Source organism: Nonomuraea sp. 10N515B, assembly GCF_052245915.1.
Lineage (GTDB): Bacteria > Actinomycetota > Actinomycetes > Streptosporangiales > Streptosporangiaceae > Nonomuraea.
Genome location: NZ_JBQQBQ010000104.1, coordinates 1 through 19,602, shown reverse-complemented (window position 1 = coordinate 19,602; position 19,602 = coordinate 1). Strand labels below are relative to the sequence as shown.

The window sequence follows — 19,602 nt, the reverse complement described above, 5'->3', positions numbered from 1 at the left end:
GGCGCGGTGTGCGGCGAGCGGGTGCAGGTGGGGGAGTGCCCCCGGCACCGGCCGCGCGCGGCGCCTCGTCCCGAGCCCCGCCGGATGACGGCGGTCCGTGTGCCGTCCCCCTCCCCGACGCCCACGCCCACCCCCACGCCCACGCCCACCCCCACGGCCACGTCCCAAGTCCGGGTCAGGCCGGTCATGCCGCCGCCGCGCCGCACGAGCCCGCTCGGCACCGTCCTGGTCATCGTCGTGCTGGTGTCGGTCATCGCCTCCACCACGGCCGTCGCCTTCGGCGCCCGCCGCTGAGGCTCACCCGCCGGTTATTCGGGGGCGATGTCCTGGCGCCGCGTGGCACACTGACGGCCGGGCGACGATCAAGACAGGACGAACAGGAGGAGCCACAGCGTGCACGTGACACCCGCCGGGGGACGGCAGACAGCGGAGGCGGACGTGGAGGTGCTGGCCGGCGGAGGCGTCAACCATGTCGTGCGGGTCGGGGACACGGTGCGGCGGCCGGTGGGGCCGTGGACGGCGGGCGTGCATGCCGTGCTCGATCACCTCGCGGCCCGCGGGTTCGCGGGCGCGCCCGGTTGCCACGGGATCGACGGCGAGGGCCGGGAGGTCCTGGACTTCGTGCCCGGCGACGTGCCCGGCTACCCCCTGCCGGACTGGGTGCTGTCGGACGAGGTGCTGGAGGGCGTCGGCAGACTGCTGCGGGAACTCCACGACGCCACCCTGGATTTCCCGAAGAATCAGGATGTGGCCTGGTATTGGCCGGCGGTCGCCCCGGCGGAGGTCATCTGTCACGGCGACGTCGCCCCGTACAACTGCGTGTTCCGTGACGGCCGGCCGGTCGCGTTCATCGACTTCGACACGGCCCACCCGGGCCCGCGCGTCTGGGACGTCGCGTACGCCGCCTACCGGTTCGTTCCCCTGACCGACCCGCGCCATCTGAGCACGTACCCGGCGCCGGAGCAGGCGCGCAGGCTCAGGCTGTTCGCCGATGCGTACGGCCTGGACGACGCCGCCCGCGGTGAGCTGGCCGCGACAGCCCGGGCCCGCCTCGACCACCTCGTGCGCCACATGCACGAGCAGGCCGCCGCCGGCCACGAGGCGTTCGCGAGCCACATCGCCAGGGGCGACGACCGCCTCTACCGCACCGACATCGAGCACATCGCGCGGCACGAGGCGACGTTCACGGCCGCGCTGATCGACTGACGACAACGGCCGCCGGCCGGCTGGACGCGGACGGGACCGGCATCGGCTCCGGGGGCCGGCGGCCGTGGGCGAGACCGGTTGCCCCGGCGCGGCCGATCACCCGGACGTTGCCGGCGCTGTCCGCCCGGGAGATGACGGCGGACGACATCGTGGCGCGAGCCGAGTTCGGTCACCGGCCGCGCGGCACCCGTGGGCGGGCCGCCGGCGCATCGATCTGAGGGTGGGAAGACCCTGGGGTTGGCGGCGGTTGCACCTGATCGTGGAGAACAGCGACGTCGTGGTGATCGGCGCGGGGCAGGCGGGCCTGTCCAGCGCGTACTTCCTGGGGCGGTTCGGGTTCGAGCCGGTCGTGCTCGACGCCGAGCCGGGGCCGGGAGGGGCGTGGCGGCACCGGTCGCCGTCGCTGACCATGGACAAGGTGCACGGCGTCTTCGACCTGCCGGGCGTACGCCGGCCCCACGACGAGGACGGCGCGGTGCCCGTCGCCGACGTGGTCCCGGCGTACTTCGGCGACTACGAGCGCACGGTGGGGCTGGAGGTCGTGCGGCCGGTCAAGGTGAGCGTCGTCCGGCGCGGCCCGGGCGGCCGGCTCCTGATCGGGACCGGCGCCGGGGAATGGGCGGCCCGGGCCGTGGTCAACGCGACCGGCACGTGGACCCGGCCGTACTGGCCCTACTACCCGGGCGCGTCCTCATTCGCGGGGCGGCAGCTGCACTACGCGGATTATCGAGGGCCGGAGGAGTTCGCGGGGCGGCGGGTGGTCGTGGTCGGCGGGGGCCATTCCGCCATGCACGTGTTGTCGGAGATCGCCGGCATCGCCGCCGCGACGACGTGGGTGACCCGGCGCCCGGCCGTCCTGCGTGAGGAGGAGTTCAGCGAGGACGCCAGGCGGGCCGCCGTCGCCATGGTCGAGGAACGGGTACGCGCCGGGCTCCCGCCGGGAAGCGTCGTCAGCGTCACGGGGCTTGGCTACACGCCCGTCGTCCGCGAGGCGCTGGACAAAGGCGCGCTGGAACGCTTGCCCATGTTCCAGCGCATCGCCGCGGACGGCGTCGCCTGGGCGGACGGACGGCACTGGCGGGCCGACACGATCATCTGGGCCACCGGCTTCCGCTCCGCGCTCGACCACCTCGCACCCCTGCGCCTCAGGGAGCCGGGCGGCGGCATCATGATGGACGGCACGCAGGTCGTCAGGGAACCCGCGCTCCAACTCGTCGGCTATGGGCCGTCCGCCAGCACCATCGGCGCCAACCGCGCCGGCCGCGAGGCCGCCCGCAACGTCCGCGCGTACCTGACCGCGCACCCGGCCCGCCCTGCAGCCTGACGGTGCCCGCCTACTATATGTAGTAGTAAAGATACCGATTGCGGCATAGGTGCGCTCACTCTGCCGAAAGGGGTCGACACGGCGCGTGACCTCAGGTTAGCTTCCAGACATAAGGATCTTATCGGGGGTCTAGGAGGTCCCACATGCAGGTTCCCGGCTACACCGAGATCCGGGAACTCGGCCACGGCGGGACGGGCAGGGTGATGCTGGCCGTCCGCGACGCCGACGGCCTCCCGGTCGCGATCAAGCACTTATCCGAGCCGCTGCTCCAGGACGAGGGGTTCGTCGAGCGGTTCAGGGCCGAGGCCGACCTGATCCGGGAGATCGACAGCCCGCACACGGCCCGCGTGCTGGACTACGTCGAGTCCCCGCAGGACGCCGTCATCGTGATGGAGCTCGTCGACGGTGTCACGCTGCGGCGGCTGCTGGAGGAGGAAGGCAGGACGGGCGCCGAGGCCGCGCTCGCGGTGCTGAAGGGGGCGCTGCTCGGGCTGGCCGAGGCCCACCGGCGCGGGGTGGTGCACCGCGACTTCAAGCCCGAGAACGTGCTCATCACCCAGGACGGCGACAGCAAGCTCGTCGACTTCGGCGTGGCGGCCCGCTTCGGTGAGCAGGCCGCGCTGGTGGGCACGCCGTCGTACATGGCGCCGGAGCAGTGGGACGACGGACCGGCCAGCCCGGCCACCGACGTGTACGCCGCGACGCTGGTGTTCTTCGAGTGCCTGACCGGCCACCGGGCCTTCCATGGCGAGAACGTCGCCGCGCTGGCCTATCTGCACCAGCACGCCGTGCCTCCGCTGGAGGACGTCGAGGAGCCGCTGCGCCCACTCCTGCAGCACGGCCTGGCCAAGGACCCCGCGGCGCGCCCGGAGTCGGCCGAGGCGTTCCTGGCGGAGCTGGAGGACGTCGCGCTGACGGAGTACGGCGAGGAGTGGGAGTCGCGAGGGCGGACGGGGCTGGGAGTCCTGGCCGTGCCGCTCGTCGCGCTGCTGCCGAGAGCGCAGGCGGCCGCGTCCGGCGACGCCGCCACCAGCATGTTCCACAGCGGTCTGACGCCCGTGACCAAGTTCGCGATGACCGGCGGGCTGGTGCTGGCCACCGCGGCGGCGGTGGTGTCGGCGTTCGTCATCCTGGGCGGGCCTCCCGAGCTCGAGAGCGGCACCGCGCTCCCGCCGGCCACGTCGGCGCCGCCGCCGACCGCCGATCCCGTCACCCCCACGCCGGATCTGACCACGCCGCGCGCGTCCCTCTCGGAAACGCCGCCGATCACGGTGTCCGGCGATCCCACTCTGTACCCCGACCCGACGGGTCCGCCCACGGGCCGACCGGCCCCGACGACGGACGCCCCGCGGCCCGCGCCGCCCACGGAGACCTGGAATCCGACCGGCGAGCCGACCCGCTCGCAGGAGCCGACGCGTTCGCAGGAGCCGCGGCCGAGCACCCCGCCGCCCACCACCGAGCCGCCCGACGACCCGCCACCTAGCAGCCCGGATGACGACCCTCCGCCCACCACCAGGGCGCCGGATCCCAGCACGCCCCCGCCCGCCGAGAACCCCGAGCCGCTGATCTCCATCTCGGTCGGGGTGTCGCTCGACGTGCCGGTGCTGGGCGGTGACGGCGACGGCCTGCTGGATGCCGACATCGGCGTGGGGCTGGGCTCCAGTCTGCTCGGCATGGTGCTGGTGCCAGGATCGGTGCTGCTCGGCCGGCAGATCGTGGCCCGCCGGGCGCGGCGGCCGCGTGATGCGGAAAAGCGGTGAGTTGCACGCCGCCGCACCCGATCCCCTACTATCGAGCGTCGGATAGAGGGCGACCCCGGACCTGATTACCTCCTGACCGGAACCTGCCCTGCGGCTCTCAATAAGGAGAAGCGTGGCGGTTGCGTCCCCCACCTTCCGGTCGGGTGCTCGGCGCGGGGTGGTCGTCGTCCTCACCGTCGCCCTCCTGGCGGCGGCGCCGGCCGCGGCGCGGGCCGAGCCCAAGCCCACGGTGAAGCAGCTCAAGAACGAACTCGCCGCGCTCCAGAAGGAGTCGGACAAGCTCATCACCGACTACTACAACAGCCGCATCGCCCACCAGAAGGCTGAAAAAGCCGAAAAATCAGCACGTGAGAAGCTGGCCGCCGCCCAGGAGGTCTACGACCAGAACTCCACCGAGCTCAGGGCGATGGCCATCGCCCAGTACACCGGCACCGAGCCCAGCCAGGTCGCCCTGCTGACCGGGCCGCAGGACCCGTCCGGGCTCCTCGGCAGGATGGCGCTCGTCCAGCACCTCGTCGCACTCCAGGACGCCAGGCTCCGCGGCTTCGCCAAGGTCAGGGACGACCGGCAGCAGGCGCAGGACGAGGCGGCCGCCCGTGCCGGGGATCTCGAGCGCACCGTCGGCGAGCTGGAGAAGCGCAAGAAGAAGGCCGAGCGGCAGATCGAGCGCATCCGGGACAAGATCGACCAGCTCTACAAGGCACCGGGCCTGCGGCCCGACGGCACGTTCGTGCCGCAGTTGCCGCAGGGGCCCGATCACATCACGCCGCGGATGGCGCTGGTCAGGCAGCTCATCCAGGAACGGTTCGAGGTGCCGTACGGGATCGGCTGCTACCGGGCCATCCAGGACGGCGGCGAGCACCCCCTGGGCCGGGCGTGCGACTTCATGCTGAGCCGGGGTGGCGCGTTGCCGTCGGCGGAGGAGCTCAAGCGCGGCGACGAGATCGCCAACTGGGCGATCAAGAACGCCAAGCGCCTCGGCATCATGTACGTCATCTACCGGCAGCGCATCTGGCACGTCCGCACCGGGGCCTGGCGCACGATGTCGGACCGCGGCGGCACCACCGCCAACCACTACGACCACCCGCACATCTCGGTGTACTAGGAGGGAGGGGACTGTTTGTTCCTGGTCATCACCCTCCTACCCGATGCCATCCACTGATCAGGGCACTTCTAGGGCACTCCACGCCTTCTCGATCGCCTCACGCATACGATCTTCGCTCGATGACATGAGATGCGTGTACGTCCGGAGAGTGAACCCAGGATCGGCGTGTCCCAGGAACTCGGCCACGGCCTTGATGGACACGCCGGCTTCCAGCAACACGGAAGCGAAGTTCCGGCTTCTGCCCGCACTCGCTGTGTGTGCGGTTGTGTTCGTGTGGCGATCGAGCAGGTGGCTTTCCATCGGGGTGTTCGCGCTGGGGTCGTCGCTCGTGTTGCGTTTCCGAGTAGGTCATGTGACGCAGATCACTGGCTTGGGGTGCTCGCAGAGCAGGTTGTCGGTGGTGCCTGCGATCGTGTCCTGCGTGAGCGAGCTGGTCGAGCGGGTGGATGAACGGGACCGCGTGCTGGGAGTCGTGGACCGGGCAGAGGCGGAGCGTCGGCGATGGATGCATCGGATCGCGACGACGATCTGTCGCGATCCGATGCGGCGGATCCTCGTGCTGCGCCGAGCGGAACAGCACACTCGCTTTCCCGGCCACTATGACGTGATGGTCGGCGGTGCCGTGGACGTGGGCGAGTCGTATGAGGACGCGGCGGCCCGCGAGCTGTCCGAGGAACTGGGTGCCGACGTCCCGGTGCGTTTCATGTTCAAGTTCCTGTGCCGGGATGGGGTCAGCCCTGTCTGGTTCGGGGTGCATGAGGCCGTGATCATCGAGCCATTGGTTCCGGATCCGTCCGAGATCGCTTGGCATGCCTGGCTCACAGAGCTCGAACTGCGGGAGGCCGTTGATCGATGGCCTTTCGTTCCCGCTGGGCGAGAGGCGTTGCGCCGATATTTGATATCCGGGCACGAGGGCCGGCCGTCGGCTGGCTGATCGGCGGCATCATGTCGAGTGGATGGCTCAGCTGCATGGCCCCATGCCCGTAGTCCGGGCTGGCAGCCGACGTACTCCGGTGTCGCGGTCGTGCTGGCGGCGGAGTTGGAGACGCTCGAGGCCATCGCGCGTCAGCGGCTTGCTGCTGGGCAGGAAGAGCTGGATCTCGGGCTGGATGACGCCGGCCCGGTCGCATGAGGGCCGCTGGAGATCGCCAGCTCTCGGATGGAGCACCTGTGGGATGCCCTGTCCCGCGCTTACGCCGCGCTCGGGTTCGACGCCGTTGATGAGGTGTTCCGGCCGTTGGTGCTGGCCCGGGTGATCGAACCGACCAGCAAGCAGGACAGCCTGCGCGTGCTGGACGAAGCGGGCATGACCCCGATGTCGTATGCGACGGTGAAGCGCCGGCTGCCGCTGTATGCCGACCAGCAGTGGCGCAAGACCCTGGCTGAAGCGTGCGCCGCGCACGCCCGCTTGGGACCGGCAAGCGGCGGGTTCCCGCTGATGGTGCAGGCCTTCGTGGGCAACAAGGCCGAGACGCACACCATGCTCCCGGTCATCCAGGCGTTCATGACCGCCCACCGGCTCGCCGATGTCACCATCGTGGCCGACGCGGGGATGATCTCCGAGGCGAACAAGCGGGCGATCGAGGAGGCGGGCACATCTTCATCCAGCCCTGGCCCGCCGCAGCTACGCGGTCCCGCCGGGACCAGATGTTGGGTTCACGGCCAACGGCGCCTTGGCATCTCCGATCCGGCCGCTGGAGTGATCGCGCCGCGGTATCCCTGCCGAGGACTTCGCGGCTTGGACAGGGCGGGACCGCTCCGGGAGTTTCGGGAGGCTAACGCGCGCGCACGCGCGAGACCTGGCAGGAGGGGCTGAGACGGCAGGTCTGAGGCGGAGTGCGCCGGACTACCAAGTGCTGGCCTGCCGGGGCAACCGGTTGATCGTTTACGGCCGGCAGGCGCGCCGTCACTTGTTCCAGGCCACCAGGAACTCCGCCAACGAGATGCGCGCGTCCGCGTCCCCATCGTGCTCGTCCGAAGCCTGGAAGATCGAGTCGAGCTCGGCGGCGGTGACCACCTCGCCGCGCGCGTTCATGGCCAGCGCGAACTCCTCGCGCGTGATGTATCCGTCCCCGTCGCTGTCGAACTCCTGGAACGTGGCGGTCGGGTCGTCAAGATATGGCATGGGTGACCTCTCATCATGCGATTCATGCGATGTACGGACAAAGCAACATCGAAGCACGAGCTTGTACTTCGCGCGAGGAGAAACCTGTGACGACCACTGACCGGCTGCCCGCCCGTGTCGTCCCCGCTGGCGGGGAACTGCTCGCCGGCAACGTGGTCCGCGTGGACCCAATCCGGAACTCCTGCTGGACGTACCTGGACAACCTGTGGTCGGAGGGGTCGAAGACGGCCATGGGCGGTTGTCTGGACCGGCTCGCCCGCATCATCCGCGGGCACGACCTGGACGACCGGACGGTGTCTGGGGAGGACTTCCCCTGGCACGTCCTCCGCTACGGGCACACCTCCCGTCTGCGGGCGAAGGTCCTCGCTCAGGGGTGGTCCGCTGCCGACTCCCCCCGACAGCGAAACCATCCGTAGCGTGCTGGCCGCCTTCGTGCGTAATCACGACTTCTGCACCCTGCCGACGAGGCAGACAACACTTCCTAAAACCTGCACCGATACCGATACGGTCGCCCTTAACATCCCGTTCACCAGGCCGGGGCCGATGTTTTGGCCGCCCTCACCATCGCCCCGGGCCTACGCGGGAGCAAAGGTGTTGCCGATTTCTCTCGGGCACGCTTCCCCTACGTAGATCTGCGCGGCGCGAACCTTCACCGTACGGACCTGAGCGGTTCTGACCTGCGCGGCGCGAACTTGTGGAGTGTGGGGCTGGGCGGCGCGCGCCTGGCCGGCGCGGACCTGCGCGTCGCGTTTCTGATTGGCACGGATCTGCGCGACGCGGACCTGAGCGGCGCTGACGAGCAGCCTCATACGGTCCTCTCCCCACTGCGGAGAGGACCGTTTCTCATGCCACACAGACCATGGCGCCAACCTCACTCCGGGGCACAACGAGGGCACACGAGCACGTGAGACGCCGAGAAACGTCGACAACCCGCAAAGACGCCGCAGCAGCTCAGAGACACACTGACGCAATCTGTGCAGCTCACGATCGCCAGATCACATCTCGGTGTACTAACCCAGAGCCGCGAAGAACTCCCGGACGTCGGCCACGAACGTCTCCGGCTGCTCCATCGCGGCGAACGTGCCGCCGCGCTCGTGCTCCACCCAGCCGACGAGGTTGTTGTCCCGCTCGGCGAAGCGCCGGATCGGCCGCAGGATGTCCTTGGGGAACACCGAGATCGACGTCGGCACCGTCGCGGGTTTGAGCTCCCATTCGACGCTGGTGTCCTGGTCGGTGTCGGGCGTCTCGACGAAGGAGCGGGCCGCCGATCCCGCGGTGTTGGTCAGCCAGTAGAGCATGACCGTGGTGAGCAGCCGGTCGGTGTCGATCTCGGCGTCGCTCCACTCGTGGTAGACGCTGGCGAACCAGGCCAGCAGCGCGACGGGGGAGTCGGCCATGCCGTACGCGAACGTCTGCGGGCGGGTGGACTGGATGAGCTTGTAGCCGTATTGGCCGGTCAGGTAGCGCTCGCGGAAGGCCATCCGCTCCTGCTCCACCTCGGTCAGGCCGTCGAGCTCGCCGGGGGCGCCGATGGGGAAGCAGATGATGCCGTTGCCGTGCATGCCGGCGACCCGCTCGGGGGCCAGCACACCGACCTCGCGTGAGATCCACGTGCCCCAGTCGCCGCCCTGCACCCCGAAGCGCTCGTATCCGAGCCGGGTCATGAGCTGCAGCCAGGCGCGGGCGATCCGCGTGGAGCCCCATCCCGTCTCGCGGGTGGGGCCGGACAGGCCGTAGCCCGGCAGGGACGGGATGACCAGGTGGAAGTCGCGGCTGAGCGGCTCGATCACGTCGAGGTATTCCACCGGGGAGCTGGGCCAGCCGTGGGTGATCAGCAGGGGCAGGGCGCCGGGGTCGGCGCAGCGCACGTGGAGGAAGTGGATGCGCTGCCCGTCGATCTCGGTGACGAACTGGTCGTGCGCGTTGAGCTCGGACTGTGCCGCGGGCCAGTCGTAGCCGGTGCGCCAGTGCTCGACCAGGCCCTGGAGGTGGGCGAGGGGAACGCCGTAGCTCCAGCCGAGTCCGGGCACCTCGTCCGGCCAGCGCACCCGCTCGAGCCGGGCACGCAGGTCCGCCAGGTCGGCCGGATCGGTCTCCAGGCGGAAGGGCCGGATGTCACTCAGGGTCAAGGTGTCTCCCATTGTTGTCGTACGCTGTACCGTACAGCATACGACAGTAGCGCGCAACGGGGTCAGCACGTCACGCGTTTGCATCGGCTTCCTCCACGTATTGCCGCACGATCCGCCCCGGCAGCGGCCGGCTCAGCGCGTAGGAGTAGATCGCCAGCGCGAAGGCGGCCACCGCGAGCATGTCCCAGCCGAACGGCAGGACGCCGCGGCCGTCGAACGATCCCAGGTACGACAGCGCCGCCAGACCGGCGAAGTACGGCCACATCCACACCGACCAGCGCCAGTCCAGCCACGGCCGGTCCGCGGCCGGGAGGAGGGCCTGCGAGATCGCGAACATCACGGCACCGACGGCCACGGCGGCGAGCAGATGCCACACCGTCGTCCACCCGGCCCAGAAGATGAGCAGGCTGGCCATGACGAAGCCGAGCGGCGCCAGCACGCCCGCGGCGGGCACCCGGAACGGCCGCGGCCGTTCCGGGTCGCTGTGCCGCAGCGCCGCCAGCGCGATCGGGGCCGGCGCGTACATCAGCACGGCCGCCGAGGTGACGAACCCGACGAGCTGCTTCCAGCTGGGGAACGGAAAGAGGATCAGCATGCCGACGGCGAACCCGCACACGATGCCGCCCAGCGGAACCCCCTGGCCGCTCAGCCGCCCGAACGACGCCGGAAGGAAACGGTCCCTGCCCATGGCGTAGAGCAGTCGGGCCTGGGTGCCGGTGTAGATGAGTCCGGTGCCGGCGGGTGAGATCACCGCGTCGGCGTACAGGACGAAGGCCAGCCACCCGAGCCCGAGCGCGGAGGCGAGGCCGGCGAACGGGCCGAACTCCCCGGCGAAGCCGAGGTGCGCCCAGCCGCCCTCCAGGTCGCCGAAGCTCAGCACACCGAGGAACGCCACCTGGAGCAGCAGGTAGACGCCGACGCCGATGAGCGTGGACGCGATGACCGCGGCCGGCACGTCGCGCCGGGGGTTGCGGCTCTCTCCCGCCATCTGGATCGCCGACTCGAAGCCCAGCAGCGCGAAGACCACGCCGCTCGAGGCCGTCACGGACAGGATGCCCTTGAGCCCTTCAGGGGCGAAGCCGCCGGCGGCGGTGAAGTTGCCCGGCCGGAACGCCACGAGCATCAGCACGACGATCGTCAGGACCGGCACCGCGATCTTCCACCACACCGTCCAGGTGTTGGTCTCGGCGAACAGCCGCACCCCCTTGGCGTTGATCACGGAGAAGACCAGCATGAGCACCGCCGCCACCGCATACCCCGCGGGACTCAGCACGGCGGTGCCGCCGGAGTCGCGCATGAGCCAGGGCAGGTAGTTGGCGGCGTACTGCACCGCCGCCTCCACCTCGATCGGCGCGAGCGCGACCGAGTAGATCCAGCTCACCCAGCCGACCGTGTAGCCGCCCAGGCCGCCGAAGGCGAAGTGCGAGAACCGGGCGGTGCCGCCGGCCGTGGGGTAGGCGCCGCCGAGCTCGGCGTGGATGACGGCCAGCAGGACGATCCCGGCGCCCGCCACGATCCACGAGATCACGGCCGCGGGGCCGGCGCCCTGGGCGGCGTAGAGCGCGCCGAAGAGCCAGCCGGAGCCGATGATCGATCCGAGGGAGAAGAAGGTGAGCGGGACCAGCCCGACCTCGCGCCTGAGCTTGCCGCCCTTGCGGGCCTGCTGGACTTGCTGTGCCATGGTGTCCTCCCTCGCCCCGCGCCAGTGGGCCGCTACCACTGTGCGATCCGGAGGATGAGACGACGACGAAATCGGGCGCCGTCCCGCAGCGCCTGCATGCCCAGCTTGGTCGCCCCGTCGACGCCCCTGGTCGGCTCGTCGAGCAGGAGCACTTTGGGATGCCGATGGGAGAACTTGCGCGCCTAACGCACCCGCCAGCGCGGCATGAGCCGGGTGCCGAGCAAACGGGCAGCAGCAGCCCGTGCTCGACCCGGTAAAGCGGCACCTCTCTCGCCCCGTGACTGTACGGTGTCCGGGTCAAGCGACTGCAAAGGCCGCGTCAGGGCAGAAGTAGCGTTCATGGCAGAGCCATCGGACAACCGCCGGGCCGAGCTGATCGCCGCGGCCCAGGCGAACTGGATATCGGCGCTCACCGACCTGGGCGGGCGCAATACGCTGCTCTACTACAAGGACCGCCGGGCAGGCACCCTCGACCTGGCCACGGCCGACTCCGCGAACCTCGAACGCTTCCTCCGCACCGGCTCGATCAGGCTCACCCGCCTGTTCAGCGACGCCGACGCCAGGGCCGACGCGATCAGGCGCGTGCAGGCCATCCACCGCAAGTCCCGCGAGCTGCTCGAGGAGCGCGGCCTGCGGGCCGCGTACCTGGCCACCGGCATGGCCAGGTGGGACGAGCTGTTCCTCGAGCCCGCCGCGCCCGTGCTGCTGCGCGGCCTCACCATCACCCCCACCCGGGCCAGGCACGACGATTTCCACCTCGCGCTCGACGACGAGGACGAGGTCAACCCGGTGCTGCTGCACAAGCTCGCCACCGTGTACGGCGCCGACGCCGAGCGCGCCACCGGCGACCACGACCAGCTGCGCGCCATCGCGGCCGCCGCCGAGGTGCCGGGATTCGACATCCAGGACCGGCGGGTCATCGGCACGTTCACCTACTCCAAGCTGCCCATGGTCAGGGACATGCAGGCGGCGGGCGAGCTGCTGATCGACAGTGACGTGGTGGCCGCCATCGCCGGCGACGCCGAGGCGCAGGAGCTGCTGTCGGGCGACAGGGGGGAGGTGCTGGCGCTGGACTCGCCGGAGGACGACTACTCGGTGCTCGACGCCGACTCCTCTCAGCGCAGCGCCATCGACGCCGTGCTGTCCGGCCGCAGCCTCGTGATCCATGGGCCGCCGGGCACCGGCAAGAGCCAGACCATCGCGAACCTGATCGCGGCGTTGGTCGCCAAAGGGCGCAAGGTGCTGTTCGTGGCCGAGAAGCGGGCCGCGATCGACGCCGTGCTGTCCCGGCTCAAGGGCGCCGACCTGGGGGACCTGGTGCTCGACATCCACGAGGGCACGCGTGACCGGCTGCGCATCGCCCGGGACCTGGGCGACACGCTCGACCTCGCCCAGACCGTGACCGAAGGGCCCGAGCAGGAGCTGGACCGGCGGCTCATCGACCGGCAGCGCCGGCTGTCGCGGCACGTGGCGGGGCTGCACGAGCCGCGCCCGCCGTGGGGGGTGTCGGCGTTCCAGATCCAGTCGGCGCTGCTCGGCGTGCCGGCCGAGGCGCGGACGCCGGTGCGGCTCTTCCCTCCCGAGCGCATCGACCGCGAGGCGGCCGACCGGATCAGGGACGAGCTGCGCGACTTCGCCCACCTGGGCGGGTTCACCCTGCGTCCCGGCAGCACGCCCCGTACGGGGCGTCGCTGCGGACCACCGAGCAGGCCCGGCAGGCCGCCGATCTCGCGTCCCGGCTGCATTCGCATCTGCTGCCGCTGCTGGCGTACCGGGTGGACCAGGCGTGCGCCGAGGCAGGCCTGCGCGCGCCGGAGGGGCATCGGGAGCGGGTGGCGGTGCTGCAGCTCTTCGCCGGGGTGGCACAGACGATGCGGCGCCTGTCCCCCCGCGTCTTCGAGTCCGACCCGTCCCGCCTGGCCGCCGCCGCGGGCGACGGCACCGCCGGGGATGGTCCCCTAGGGCTGCGGGAGCGTCATGCGCTGCGCAAGCGGGCGCGTGCCCTATGGCTGGGCGCCGGCAAGCCGGAGCGCGCCGAGCTGCACGCGGCGCTGGCGGAGGCGGCCGAGCAGCTCGCCGAGTGGGACGCCCGCCGCCTCCCGCCACCCGCGCCGGACGCCTGGCGCGCCGGTCCCGACGGCACGTCCCCGCCCGGCACGTCCCCGCCCGGCAGGCCGCCGTGGCCGCCGTCCGATCTCGGCGGGCTGCTGCGGCTGCAGGCCGAGTGCGAGGCACAGCTGGCCTCCCTGCGCGCCTACGTACGCGTCCCCGACGACCCCGGCGAGGTCCTCGCCGCGCTCTGCGCCGACCGCGACACCGCGTGGAAACTGCCCAGACTGTACGACCTGGGCATGCGGTTCGACGCCCTGGGCCTCGGCCAGCTCCTCGACGACCTGGCACGCAAGCAGGCGACGGCGGACCTGGCGGCGGCCGCGTTCGACCACGCCTGGTACTCCTCCATCCTCGACCACGTCAGGGTCAGCGACCCGCGTTACGCCGCGGAAAGGGGAGACGCGCTCGACGAGATCGCCGGCGACTTCCGTGAGCGCGACATTCGGCACCTGGCCGCCAACCGGGCACGGGTCCGCAGGGCGTGGGCGGTCCGGCTGCGCGACGCCGAGGACCGGCACCCGCTCCAGGCCAGGGTGATCCGCAAGCAGGCGGCCCTGCGCCGGGGCCAGCTGCCGTTGCGCCGCCTGCTCGACCAGACGGGCGATGTGCTGTTCGCGCTCAAGCCGTGCTGGGCCATGTCCCCGCTGATCGTCAGCCAGGTGCTCCCCGCGACCAGGCTGTTCGACGTGGTGATCTTCGACGAGGCCAGCCAGATCGTGCCCGCCGACGCGGTCCCGTCCGTCATGCGGGCGCACCAGATCGTGGTCGCCGGGGACGACCGGCAGCTCCCGCCGACGAACTTCTTCCGGCAGGTGGGTGACGGGGCCGATGACGCCGAGGACGAGGAGAGCATGGTGTCGTTCGGCGCGGGGTTCGAGTCGGTGCTCGACGCGCTCCGCCCGCTGTTGCCGACGTGGCCGCTGACCTGGCACTACCGCAGCAGGGACGAGCGGCTGGTGGCGTTCTCGAACGCCCGTATCTATGGCGGCGCGCTGACCACGTTCCCCGGCGTGTCGCGCGGTGACTGCCTGCGGCACGTGGTCGTCGCCCAGCCGGCGGCCTCGACCACCGGGCCCGGTCAGGAGGCGTCGGTGCCGGCCGAGGTGGACAAGGTCGTGGAGCTGGTGCTGGACCACGCCCGCGCCCGCCCGGGCGAGTCGCTCGGCGTGATCGCGCTCGGCATGCGCCACGCCGAACGCGTCGACCAGGCGCTGCGGGAGGCGCTGGCCGAGCATCCCGAACTGGAGGACTTCTTCGCCGAGGACGCGCCGGAGCCGTTCTTCGTCAAGAACCTCGAACGTGTCCAGGGGGACGAACGCGACGCGATCATCCTCACCATCGGGTACGGCAAGCACCGCGACGGCCGCATGCGCTACCAGTGGGGCCCGCTGCTGCGTGATGGCGGCGAGCGCCGGCTGAACGTGGCCGCCACTCGCGCCAAGCACCGGCTCACCCTGGTCAGCTCATTCTCCAGCCACGACGTGGACCCCGCCCGCGTCACCAAGGCGGGAGCCCGGCTGCTGGCCGACTACCTGGAGTACGCGGGCTCCGGCGGCACCCCCGCCGACGCCTCGGGCGGCACGGCGCTCAATCCGTTCGAGGCCGACGTACGCGACCGGCTGGCCAGGCACGGCATCACTGTCGTCCCGCAGTACGGCGTGGGTGGCTTCCGCGTCGACTTCGCCGCCACCCACCCGAAGGACCCGGACCGTATGGTCCTGGCGATCGAGGCCGACGGCGCGTCCTACCGCGACTCGCGCAGCGTGCGCGACCGCGACCGGCTGCGCAAGGAGCACCTGGAGCGGCTCGGCTGGAACTTCCACCGCCTGTGGTCCACGAACTGGTTCCACAACCCGCAGGCCGAGGCGGACAAGCTGCGTCAGGCGTATCAGGAGGCGGTCGCGGCGTACGAACCCGAACCCGAGCCTGAACCCGAGCGAGCGCCGGAGCCGGCGCCGCCGCCGCCCCACGCGGCCGCGGAGCCGGACCACCGGCCACCGGAGCCCCGGCGCGAGCTGGAGCGGCGCACGCGAGCGCCCGCCGCGGAGCTGGACGGCCGTTCGCGGGCGCCGGGCGGGAAGGTGGACGGCCGTTCGCGGGCGCCAGGCGGGGAGCTGGACCGGCCCGGCTGACGCCCCCGATCAAGCGGGCGGCCCCGGCGAGGGCCGCCCGCTCAGCTCAGCGTCTCCCACCAGCCGTCCACCGCCGGCGCCGCGGTGGTGTCGACGGCCTCGCCCGGCCGCGGCACGACGATCTTGACATCGCGTGCCTTGGCCTCCCGCCACAGCCGATCGACCGGCTCCGCCCACGGATGCAGGGCCAGCGTGAACGTCGCCCAGTGCACCGGCAGCAACAGCTCGCCCCCAAGGTCGAGCTGGGCGTTGACGGCCTCCTCCGGGTTCATGTGGATGTCCGGCCAGGCGGGGCTGTAGGCGCCGATCGGCATCAGCGTCAGGTCGAACGGCCCGTGGGCCGACCCGATGCCCCGGTAACCCTCGAAGTATCCGGAGTCGCCCGCGTAGAACACCCGCTTGCTCGCCCCGGCGACCACCCAGGACCCCCACAACGTGTCGTTGCGGGTCAACGCCCGCCCCGAGAAGTGGCGGGCCGCCGTGGCGACGAAGCGCAGCCCCGCCACCTGGGCCTCCTCCTCCCAGTCGAGCTCGATGATCCGGTAGGCGGGCACGCCCCACCGCTCCAGGTGCGCGCCGATGCCCAGCGGCACCAGGAACGGCGCCTTCTGCGTCCTGGTCAGCGAGCGCACGGTCGCCAGGTCCAGATGGTCGTAGTGGTCGTGCGAGATCGCGATGGCGTCGATCGGCGGCAACTCGCCGATCGCGACCGGCACCGGGTGGTGCCGCTTCGGGCCGATCAGCTGCGAGGGGGAGGGACGCTTGCTCCACACCGGGTCGAACAGCACCCGCTTGCCCTCGATCTCCACCAGCGTGGAGGCGTGGCCATACCAGACGACGCGCACGCCGTCGGCGGGGGGCGGCCCCGGCGCGGGGACCCGCAGCGGCACGGGACCCGCGGGGCGGCGCTGCTCCTTGTTCTTGGCCATCTCGGCGAACAGGTTCACGGGTGGGGTGGTCATCAGATGCGTGGGCTCGGGCATCGGGTTGAAAAAGGTGCCGTCCCTGAACTGCGCCGACTGCCGCATCCGCGCCACCCGGTCCGGGCCCGAGCTCAGCGGCCGCACGCCCAGCTCGGCCGGCACGTCCCGCAGCGCCCAGCCGGCCGCCACGAGGGCCGCGCCGCCCGCCAGAATCCGCCGTGCCGTCGAGCCCCGCCGCTTACCCGCCATCGCTCACTCTCCCCTTCGGAGGTCTCTTCACTTCGCTCAACCGGGCCAGGACCCCCCGGTGTTCCCGCCCCTACGATATATCGCGATAGGTCACACTGTTTTGATCGTCCCGCCGTCGATGACGTAGTCGGCGCCGTTGATGCTCCCGGCGTGCGGCGAGGCGAGCCACGTCACGAGCGCGGCGACCTCCTCCGGCTGGACGAGGCGGCCCGTCGTCATGCCGCTGACGGACGGCAGCGCCGCCAGGAAGGGCTCGTGGTCGACGCCGTGCGCGGCGGCCACCGCGGCGCCGTACCCGTCGGGGGACTCCCACATCGAGGTGCGGGTGATGCCGGGTGAGATCGTGTTGACCCGCACCCCCTGGGGGCCGAACTCCTCCGACAGCGCCTTGCCGAACGCGGTCAGCGCCGCCTTGGCGGTCGTGTACGGCAGCGGGCCGTTGTGCGGCAGACGGGCGCCGATCGAGGAGACGTTGATCACAGTGCCGCGGCGGCCGATGAGGCTCGGCAGGGCGGCTCTGGTGGCGCGGACGGCGCTGAGGAAGTTCAGGTCGTAGGTCTGCCGCCACTGCTCGTCGGCGAAGTCGAGGAACCCGCCGGTCTGGCCCTCGCCTCCGTCGCCGCCGCCCACGTTGTTGACCAGCAGGTCGATCGCGCCAAGCTCGGCCAGGGCGCGGTCGATCACCTCGGCGGGGCCGTGCGCGGTGGACAGGTCGGCCGCCACGGCGACCGCGCCGGTCTCCTTCAACGCGGGCGAGATCGTCCGGGCGGCGGCCACCACGCGCATGCCCTCGCCGGTCAGCGCCTGGACGATCGCCAGGCCCAGCCCTCTGCTCGCGCCGGTCACCACGGCCGTCTTGCCGGTGAGTCGCAGGTCCATGGTTCTCCTCCATGAGATGCATCAGTTGTGATGCCCAGACCATACAATTTGCAACATCGATGATGCAACTAATGGAGTAGCCGTGACAGTGCTGTACCCTGTGGGGGTGAGTGAGACGACGCGGGCGGTGCGGTCGGACGCGGCGCGGACGGTGCGGACCATCCTGGAGGCGGCCGAGCGCGTGCTCAGCAAGAACCCGGCGGCCAGCATGGAGCAGATCGCCGAGGCCGCGGGGGTGGCGCGCACGACCGTGCACCGGCGCTTCGCCTCGCGGGAGGCGCTGGTGCACGCGATGGCGGCATGGGCCACCCGGCAGTTCGCCGAGGCCGTCGAGTCCGCGCACCCGGAGGACACGCCGCCGCTCGTCGCGCTCTACCAGGTCACGGCCAGCGTGCTGCGGGTCAAGAGCACCTGGGGGTTCGCGATGAGCCGGGCGCTGTCGGACGACCCCGAGGTGGCCAGGGTGCACGCGGACGTGGAGGAACGCTGCGATCGCCTCTTCAGGAGGACGCAGGCGGCCGGCGTGCTGCGGGCCGAGGTGGATCCTGGCTGGGTCAGGCGGGTCTACTACGCGCTGATCCACGAGGCGGCCCAGAGCCGCGACGCCGGCCCCGAGGCCCTCGCCACCCGCGTGGTGGACACGCTGCTCCGGGGCGTCGGCACCGGACAGGGTCTCTAAGCGCCGTCGCGCTGTTTGCGGTCGGGGTGCGGCCACGGGTTCGGCCGGCAGCGGCCCAGCGACTTCGATTGCTGGACCATGACCGGGGCGAGCCGGCCGGGACCCGGGCAGGACTCGTGGTGGTGCCCGAGGGCGTGGCCGACCTCGTGGTTGATCAGGTAGGCCCGGTACGCGGCCAGGTCGCGCCCGTACTGCGGCACGCCTTTCGCCCAGCGCCGGGCGTTGATGATCGAGCGGGTGCCGTTCCAGCAGGACAATTCGCCGCCGGTGCGCAGCGGCAGGCACTGGCGGACGGTGAGACTCGGGCTGGACAGGGCGACCCGCACCCGCACCGGGCCGCGATCGACACGCTGGAACCTGGCCCACCCGCGGACGTCGTTGAGTATGCGATGCACCTGGGCGGCGAACGCGCGGGCGTCGACCGGCAGGCCGCGCTCCACCTCGACCAGATACCGGATCGTCGGCCCGCGACCCGGCGGCGCCGGCGCGGCTCCGCGCACGACCGCGTACCTGCCGGAGGCCGCGTGCGGCACCTTCAGCGGGACCGGCTCGGGCACGGCGGAAGGGGCGGGTCGTGCCTGAGCGCTGGACGGCGCGGCGGAAGGAACGGCACGAGCGGCGGGAGCGGAAGGAGCGACGGGAACGGGCGCGGGTGGCTCGGCGGCGCAGGCGGCGGCGAGCAGCACCAGCACGAGCAGCGTGAGCAGCGGCAACGCGTCCTCCCCACGAGTGTACGGTGGGGAGAAATACGACTCTACGTAACCGCTCATCACATATGGTCACCGGGGTGACGCGAGCCCATGGGGCAGGACCGCAACGGTGCTGAGCGTCTTGACGTCGCCGGGGGCCGGCTCCGCCGGGCTGAGCGTTGGGCTCCCGCGCAAGACGGGTGGCGTCGTTCGTCCGGAGCGCCGAAGATGCGGGGGCGACGGAGGGTATGAACTGTTCCTCACATTCGCTATGAAAGCCTGAAATTCAGCCATGATCTCCGAGTTGGCTGTGTTGAGGTGGGCGGAGGCGGTTAGGCGTCTGGGTGTGCTGCCGCTGTGGGCCGATCGGAGCCGGATTTGCTTGGGTCGGCATGCCTCAATCCGAGGGCCGCTTCGACGGTCGGGCCTGGGTCCCTTCGCCGGTGTTGCAGCCTGTTGCGGTGCCGGGGACAGGGTGGAGGTCGGCTAGAAGGCTTAGCCGCCCGGAGGCGGTCATGGTGAGCCGGAGTTTGTTCGAATGAGCTCGAACGGGCTGGTTTAGGCGGGGTTTAGGCGGCGAGGCCTGCCTGTTGGGCGAGGTCGTCGATC

Annotated in this window: 17 protein-coding genes and 2 pseudogenes; 12 read left to right on the top strand and 7 right to left on the bottom strand. The window is 71.4% G+C overall.

The window, feature by feature from the left end; all coding sequences use genetic code 11:
• The 5 genes and pseudogenes from ACTWQA_RS55745 to ACTWQA_RS55725 all read left to right on the top strand — a co-directional run.
• Positions 1-294 (top strand): annotated as a pseudogene (locus ACTWQA_RS55745) (hypothetical protein); the annotation flags it as partial.
• A 99-nt stretch (positions 295-393) separates the two neighbouring features.
• Positions 394-1,206, top strand: coding sequence for a phosphotransferase enzyme family protein (locus ACTWQA_RS55740; RefSeq protein WP_443166910.1), 813 nt, complete (start codon positions 394-396; stop codon positions 1,204-1,206).
• Between the two features lie 220 nt (positions 1,207-1,426).
• The gene (locus ACTWQA_RS55735) at positions 1,427-2,530 is read left to right on the top strand and encodes an FAD-dependent oxidoreductase (RefSeq protein ID WP_443166909.1); all 1,104 of its coding nucleotides are present in this window, start codon (positions 1,427-1,429) and stop codon (positions 2,528-2,530) included.
• Positions 2,531-2,673: 143 nt separating this feature from the next.
• Positions 2,674-4,290, top strand: coding sequence for a protein kinase domain-containing protein (locus ACTWQA_RS55730; RefSeq protein WP_443166908.1), 1,617 nt, complete (start codon positions 2,674-2,676; stop codon positions 4,288-4,290).
• 112 nt (positions 4,291-4,402) lie between these two features.
• Complete coding sequence (locus tag ACTWQA_RS55725; protein ID WP_443166907.1) at positions 4,403-5,395, top strand: coiled-coil domain-containing protein; 993 nt, start codon at positions 4,403-4,405, stop codon at positions 5,393-5,395.
• Positions 5,396-5,452: 57 nt separating this feature from the next.
• On the opposite strand, the gene ACTWQA_RS55720 is transcribed toward ACTWQA_RS55725, so the two are convergent.
• Positions 5,453-5,695: a tyrosine-type recombinase/integrase gene (locus ACTWQA_RS55720; RefSeq protein WP_443166906.1), complete on the bottom strand. Its 243-nt coding sequence runs from the start codon at positions 5,693-5,695 to the stop codon at positions 5,453-5,455.
• 121 nt (positions 5,696-5,816) lie between these two features.
• Here ACTWQA_RS55720 and ACTWQA_RS55715 point away from each other — a divergent pair, with 121 nt between their 5' ends.
• Both ACTWQA_RS55715 and ACTWQA_RS55710 read left to right on the top strand, forming a co-directional pair.
• Positions 5,817-6,329: an NUDIX hydrolase gene (locus tag ACTWQA_RS55715; RefSeq protein WP_443166905.1), complete on the top strand. Its 513-nt coding sequence runs from the start codon at positions 5,817-5,819 to the stop codon at positions 6,327-6,329.
• A gap of 99 nt (positions 6,330-6,428) precedes the next feature.
• Positions 6,429-6,995 (top strand): annotated as a pseudogene (locus ACTWQA_RS55710) (IS1634 family transposase); the annotation flags it as partial.
• Between the two features lie 306 nt (positions 6,996-7,301).
• Here the strand turns inward: ACTWQA_RS55710 and ACTWQA_RS55705 are convergent.
• Complete coding sequence (locus tag ACTWQA_RS55705) at positions 7,302-7,520, bottom strand: EF-hand domain-containing protein (protein ID WP_443166904.1); 219 nt, start codon at positions 7,518-7,520, stop codon at positions 7,302-7,304.
• Between the two features lie 86 nt (positions 7,521-7,606).
• Here ACTWQA_RS55705 and ACTWQA_RS55700 point away from each other — a divergent pair, with 86 nt between their 5' ends.
• Together ACTWQA_RS55700 and ACTWQA_RS55695 are read left to right on the top strand one after the other, a co-directional pair.
• Positions 7,607-7,936, top strand: a complete 330-nt coding sequence (locus tag ACTWQA_RS55700) for a hypothetical protein (RefSeq protein ID WP_443166903.1) — start codon at positions 7,607-7,609, stop codon at positions 7,934-7,936.
• A 132-nt stretch (positions 7,937-8,068) separates the two neighbouring features.
• Positions 8,069-8,428, top strand: coding sequence for a pentapeptide repeat-containing protein (locus ACTWQA_RS55695; protein ID WP_443166902.1), 360 nt, complete (start codon positions 8,069-8,071; stop codon positions 8,426-8,428).
• A 102-nt stretch (positions 8,429-8,530) separates the two neighbouring features.
• Here ACTWQA_RS55695 and ACTWQA_RS55690 read toward each other — a convergent pair whose 3' ends face one another.
• Together ACTWQA_RS55690 and ACTWQA_RS55685 are read right to left on the bottom strand one after the other, a co-directional pair.
• On the bottom strand, positions 8,531-9,649 hold the full coding sequence (locus ACTWQA_RS55690; protein WP_443166901.1) for an epoxide hydrolase family protein: 1,119 nt from the start codon (positions 9,647-9,649) through the stop codon (positions 8,531-8,533).
• Positions 9,650-9,719: 70 nt separating this feature from the next.
• Complete coding sequence (locus ACTWQA_RS55685; protein WP_443166900.1) at positions 9,720-11,330, bottom strand: APC family permease; 1,611 nt, start codon at positions 11,328-11,330, stop codon at positions 9,720-9,722.
• Positions 11,331-11,669: 339 nt separating this feature from the next.
• On the opposite strand from ACTWQA_RS55685, the gene ACTWQA_RS55680 reads away from it, so the two are divergent.
• The gene (locus tag ACTWQA_RS55680; protein WP_443166899.1) at positions 11,670-13,292 is read left to right on the top strand and encodes a DUF4011 domain-containing protein; all 1,623 of its coding nucleotides are present in this window, start codon (positions 11,670-11,672) and stop codon (positions 13,290-13,292) included.
• The gene (locus tag ACTWQA_RS55675) at positions 13,202-15,574 is read left to right on the top strand and encodes an AAA domain-containing protein (protein ID WP_443166911.1); all 2,373 of its coding nucleotides are present in this window, start codon (positions 13,202-13,204) and stop codon (positions 15,572-15,574) included. Before ACTWQA_RS55680 ends, ACTWQA_RS55675 begins: the two co-directional genes overlap by 91 nt.
• Positions 15,575-15,615: 41 nt before the next feature.
• On the opposite strand, the gene ACTWQA_RS55670 is transcribed toward ACTWQA_RS55675, so the two are convergent.
• Both ACTWQA_RS55670 and ACTWQA_RS55665 read right to left on the bottom strand, forming a co-directional pair.
• On the bottom strand, positions 15,616-16,746 hold the full coding sequence (locus ACTWQA_RS55670) for an MBL fold metallo-hydrolase (RefSeq protein ID WP_443166898.1): 1,131 nt from the start codon (positions 16,744-16,746) through the stop codon (positions 15,616-15,618).
• A 90-nt stretch (positions 16,747-16,836) separates the two neighbouring features.
• Positions 16,837-17,625, bottom strand: a complete 789-nt coding sequence (locus ACTWQA_RS55665; protein ID WP_443166897.1) for an oxidoreductase — start codon at positions 17,623-17,625, stop codon at positions 16,837-16,839.
• 106 nt (positions 17,626-17,731) lie between these two features.
• Between ACTWQA_RS55665 and ACTWQA_RS55660 the strand changes: the two genes are divergently transcribed.
• Positions 17,732-18,304: a TetR/AcrR family transcriptional regulator gene (locus tag ACTWQA_RS55660; protein ID WP_443166896.1), complete on the top strand. Its 573-nt coding sequence runs from the start codon at positions 17,732-17,734 to the stop codon at positions 18,302-18,304.
• Here ACTWQA_RS55660 and ACTWQA_RS55655 read toward each other — a convergent pair.
• Positions 18,301-19,074, bottom strand: a complete 774-nt coding sequence (locus ACTWQA_RS55655) for a DUF3152 domain-containing protein (protein ID WP_443166895.1) — start codon at positions 19,072-19,074, stop codon at positions 18,301-18,303. The two genes, ACTWQA_RS55660 and ACTWQA_RS55655, sit on opposite strands and share 4 nt — an antisense overlap.
• Positions 19,075-19,602: the final 528 nt, after the last annotated feature.